Annotated in this window: 3 rRNA genes; all 3 read right to left on the reverse strand. The window is 57.9% G+C overall.

Going from position 1 to position 5,532, the window contains the following annotated elements:
• Positions 1–54: 54 nt before the first annotated feature.
• Positions 55–171, reverse strand: a 5S ribosomal RNA gene (gene rrf / locus ACFQUZ_RS32285).
• A 90-nt stretch (positions 172–261) separates the two neighbouring features.
• Positions 262–3,383 (reverse strand): 23S ribosomal RNA (locus ACFQUZ_RS32290).
• A 465-nt stretch (positions 3,384–3,848) separates the two neighbouring features.
• Positions 3,849–5,369: ribosomal RNA gene (locus ACFQUZ_RS32295) — 16S ribosomal RNA — on the reverse strand.
• The 16S, 23S and 5S rRNA genes sit together here, the layout of an rRNA operon.
• Between the last annotated feature and the right edge of the window lie 163 nt (positions 5,370–5,532).

Here is a 5,532-nt window from a genome sequence, read left to right on the forward strand (position 1 = left end):
GTGGAAACGCAGTTGAGGGCCACCCTTTACCGGGTGGCCCTCGACTGGATGATTGTCCGGCGGCGTCCTACTCTCCCACACCCTCCCGGGTGCAGTACCATCGGCGCTGGAGGGCTTAGCTTCCGGGTTCGGAATGTTACCGGGCGTTTCCCCTCCGCTATGACCGCCGTAACTCTATGAACATGTCAAACACCTGCCTGCCACACGTGTGTGGGGGGGTTTGTTTGTTCAGAGGTGCATAGTGGACGCGTAGCAGCTTTGTAGGTCAAGTCCTCGGCCTATTAGTACCGGTCGACTGAACCCGTTACCGGGCTTACATCTCCGGCCTATCAACCCAGTGGTCTAGCTGGGGGCCTTACCCCTGTTACCAGGGTGGGATACCTCATCTTGAAGCGAGCTTCCCGCTTAGATGCTTTCAGCGGTTATCCCTTCCGAACGTAGCTAACCAGCCGTGCCCCTGGCGGGACAACTGGCACACCAGAGGTTCGTCCGTCCCGGTCCTCTCGTACTAGGGACAGCCCTTCTCAAGTATCCTACGCGCACGGCGGATAGGGACCGAACTGTCTCACGACGTTCTAAACCCAGCTCGCGTACCGCTTTAATGGGCGAACAGCCCAACCCTTGGGACCTGCTACAGCCCCAGGATGCGACGAGCCGACATCGAGGTGCCAAACCATCCCGTCGATATGGACTCTTGGGGAAGATCAGCCTGTTATCCCCGGGGTACCTTTTATCCGTTGAGCGACACCGCTTCCACACGCAAGTGCCGGATCACTAGTCCCGACTTTCGTCCCTGCTCGACCTGTCAGTCTCACAGTCAAGCTCCCTTGTGTACTTGCACTCAACACCTGATTGCCAACCAGGCTGAGGGAACCTTTGGGCGCCTCCGTTACCCTTTAGGAGGCAACCGCCCCAGTTAAACTACCCACCAGACACTGTCCCTGAACCGGATCACGGCCCGAAGTTAGATACCCAAATCCACCAGAGTGGTATTTCAAGATTGCCTCCACCTCAACTGGCGTTGAGACTTCACCGGCTCCCACCTATCCTACACAAGCCGATTCGAATACCAATGTCAAGCTATAGTAAAGGTCCCGGGGTCTTTCCGTCCTGCCGCGCGTAACGAGCATCTTTACTCGTAGTGCAATTTCGCCGGGCCTGTGGTTGAGACAGTAGGGAAGTCGTTACGCCATTCGTGCAGGTCGGAACTTACCCGACAAGGAATTTCGCTACCTTAGGATGGTTATAGTTACCACCGCCGTTTACTGGCGCTTAAGTTCTCAGCTTCGCCCCGAAAGACTAACCGGTCCCCTTAACGTTCCAGCACCGGGCAGGCGTCAGTCCATATACATCGAATTACTTCTTCGCATGGACCTGTGTTTTTAGTAAACAGTCGCTTCCCCCTGGTCTCTGCGGCCATACCACGCTCCACGAGCGTGTCGCTTCACGTGTCCGGCCCCCCTTCTCCCTAAGTTACGGGGGCAATTTGCCGAGTTCCTTAACCACAGTTCACCCGATCGCCTTGGTATTCTCTACCTGACCACCTGTGTCGGTTTAGGGTACGGGCCGCCCAGGAACTCGCTAGAGGCTTTTCTCGGCAGCATAGGATCACTGACTTCACCTGAATCGGCTCGGCATCACGTCTCACCCACATGCGCCACGGATTTACCTATGGCACGGGCTACACGCTTACCCCGGCACAACCACCGGCCGGGCTCAGCTACCTTCCTGCGTCACCCCATCGCTTGACTACTACCCGCCAGGTTCCCACCCTCCCCAACCTCAACCCGAAGGTCTCGACCGGTTTGGATGGTTAGCACAACGAGGTTCATCACGGGCGCTCCTACGCGGGTACGGGAATATCAACCCGTTATCCATCGACTACGCCTCTCGGCCTCGCCTTAGGCCCCGACTCACCCAGGGCGGATTAACCTGGCCCTGGAACCCTTGGTCATCCGGCGGAAGGGTTTCTCACCCTTCTTTCGCTACTCATGCCTGCATTCTCACTCGTGCCCCCTCCACAGCTAGGTCACCCTGCTGCTTCACCGCGGGCACGACGCTCCCCTACCCACCCACACACCTGGATGCAAACTCCGAAGAATCCGCACCGAGTACACGTGTGAATGCCACAGCTTCGGCGGTGTGCTTGAGCCCCGCTACATTGTCGGCGCGGAACCACTTGACCAGTGAGCTATTACGCACTCTTTAAAGGATGGCTGCTTCTAAGCCAACCTCCTGGTTGTCTATGCGACCCCACATCCTTTTCCACTTAGCACACGCTTAGGGGCCTTAGCTGGTGATCTGGGCTGTTTCCCTCTCGACTACGAAGCTTATCCCCCGCAGTCTCACTGCCACGCTCTCACTTACCGGCATTCGGAGTTTGGCTGATTTCAGTAAGCTTGTAGGCCCCCTAGACCATCCAGTGCTCTACCTCCGGCAAGAAACACGCAACGCTGCACCTAAATGCATTTCGGGGAGAACCAGCTATCACGGAGTTTGATTGGCCTTTCACCCCTAACCACAGGTCATCCCCCAACTTTTCAACGTTGGTGGGTTCGGCCCTCCACGCGGTCTTACCCACGCTTCAGCCTGCCCATGGCTAGATCACTCCGCTTCGGGTCTAGAACACGCGACTCAACGCCCTCTTCAGACTCGCTTTCGCTACGGCTACCCCACCCGGGTTAACCTCGCCACATGCCACTAACTCGCAGGCTCATTCTTCAAAAGGCACGCCATCACCCACCCCAAAAGACAGGCTCTGACGGATTGTAGGCGAACGGTTTCAGGTACTATTTCACTCCCCTCCCGGGGTACTTTTCACCATTCCCTCACGGTACTCGTCCGCTATCGGTCACCAGGAAGTATTTAGGCTTACCAGGTGGTCCTGGCAGATTCACGGCAGATTTCAGGAGTCCGCCGCTACTCGGGAACACCCACAAAAGAGGCCACACACTTTCACCTACCGGACTATCACCGACTACGGTCAGCCTTCCCAGACTGTTCAGCTAGCATGCAGCTTTATCACTCCCCGAACATGTGTCAGCATGCTCAAGCAGGGTCCCACAACCCCGACCGCGCAACCCCTGACAGGTATCACACACGACCGGTTTAGCCTCAATCCGCTTTCGCTCGCCACTACTCACGGAATCACAATTGTTTTCTCTTCCTACGGGTACTGAGATGTTTCACTTCCCCGCGTTCCCTCCACACACCCTATGAATTCAGGTGCGGGTGACACCACACAACTGGTGCCAGGTTCCCCCATTCGGACACCCTGGGATCACAGCTCGGTTGACAGCTCCCCCAGGCCTATCGCGGCCTCCCACGTCCTTCATCGGCTCCTGGTGCCAAGGCATCCACCGTCCGCCCTTGACAACTTGACCACAAAGATGCTCGCGTCCACTATGCACATCTCAACAAACAACCAACCCACGACCCACCACCCCACACCAGCAACCCCACCCCCAACCAAGCCGCAACCCACCACCACAGTGACAAGCCACAACCCACAAGAGCAAGATCCGGTATGCGAAGCCAAGCCGCACCTGGCACCAAAGCAACAACCACCAGCAGACCCACCGGCCCACCACACACGCAGTTGTTCCTTCAGGACCCAACAGGGTGCCCCACCGCCACCAACCAGCCGCACCACCCACCACCCCTCCACACCACCCCCAGACACCAGCCCCTCCCCCAAGAGGAAGGAACCAGCCAGGATGGCCGTACTAGATGTGAGCAGCCGTTGCCGACCACGTGACTACGCCAGTGTCTCCGCCAAACGAGCACCCCACCACCACGAACAGGCGGCGCGGGCTCCATACCAGCCTTCGCTGGATGGTGCTCCTTAGAAAGGAGGTGATCCAGCCGCACCTTCCGGTACGGCTACCTTGTTACGACTTCGTCCCAATCGCCAGCCCCACCTTCGACCACTCCCCCCGGAAAACCGGTTAGGCCATGGGCTTCGGGTGTTGCCGACTTTCGTGACGTGACGGGCGGTGTGTACAAGGCCCGGGAACGTATTCACCGCAGCGTTGCTGATCTGCGATTACTAGCGACTCCGACTTCACGGGGTCGAGTTGCAGACCCCGATCCGAACTGAGACCGGCTTTTTGGGATTCGCTCCACCTCACGGTATCGCAACCCATTGTACCAGCCATTGTAGCATGCGTGAAGCCCTGGACATAAGGGGCATGATGACTTGACGTCATCCCCACCTTCCTCCGAGTTGACCCCGGCAGTCTTCGATGAGTCCCCGCCATAACGCGCTGGCAACATCGAACGAGGGTTGCGCTCGTTGCGGGACTTAACCCAACATCTCACGACACGAGCTGACGACAGCCATGCACCACCTGTGACCGCCCCCGAAGGACCCCACATCTCTGCAGGTTTTGCGGCCATGTCAAACCCAGGTAAGGTTCTTCGCGTTGCATCGAATTAATCCGCATGCTCCGCCGCTTGTGCGGGCCCCCGTCAATTCCTTTGAGTTTTAGCCTTGCGGCCGTACTCCCCAGGCGGGGCGCTTAATGCGTTAGCTGCGGCACAGAGAACCGGAGAGGCCCCCCACACCTAGCGCCCAACGTTTACAGCGTGGACTACCAGGGTATCTAATCCTGTTCGCTCCCCACGCTTTCGCTCCTCAGCGTCAGTATCGGCCCAGAGACCCGCCTTCGCCACCGGTGTTCCTCCTGATATCTGCGCATTTCACCGCTACACCAGGAATTCCAGTCTCCCCTACCGAACTCTAGCCTGCCCGTATCGACTGCAGGCCCGCAGTTGAGCCGCGGGTTTTCACAGTCGACGCAACAAGCCGCCTACGAGCTCTTTACGCCCAATAAATCCGGACAACGCTCGCGCCCTACGTCTTACCGCGGCTGCTGGCACGTAGTTGGCCGGCGCTTCTTCTGCTCCTACCGTCACTTACGCTTCGTCGGAGCTGAAAGAGGTTTACAACCCGAAGGCCGTCATCCCTCACGCGGCGTCGCTGCATCAGGCTTCCGCCCATTGTGCAATATTCCCCACTGCTGCCTCCCGTAGGAGTCTGGGCCGTGTCTCAGTCCCAGTGTGGCCGGTCGCCCTCTCAGGCCGGCTACCCGTCACCGCCTTGGTAGGCCATCACCCCACCAACAAGCTGATAGGCCGCGAGCCCATCCCAAGCCAGAATAAACCTTTACACCCCCCACCATGCGACAAGGAGTCATATCCGGTATTAGCCCCCGTTTCCGAGGGTTATCCCAAAGCCTAGGGCAGGTTACTCACGTGTTACTCACCCGTTCGCCGCTCGAGTACCCCGAAGGGCCTTTCCGCTCGACTTGCATGTGTTAAGCACGCCGCCAGCGTTCGTCCTGAGCCAGGATCAAACTCTCCAACAAAAACCTGTCAGAAAATCAACCCCAACAACAAACAAATGTTGCCAAAGGAATCCCACCCCAACCAGCCATCAAGACCAGCCAGGAACGGGGCATAAAACCATAATTGGCACTGGCATCACAAAGCACCCTGTTGAGTTCTCAAAGAACAACCACACACCACCAA

This window comes from Plantactinospora sp. GCM10030261 (genome assembly GCF_042666615.1).
GTDB lineage: Bacteria > Actinomycetota > Actinomycetes > Mycobacteriales > Micromonosporaceae > KBS50.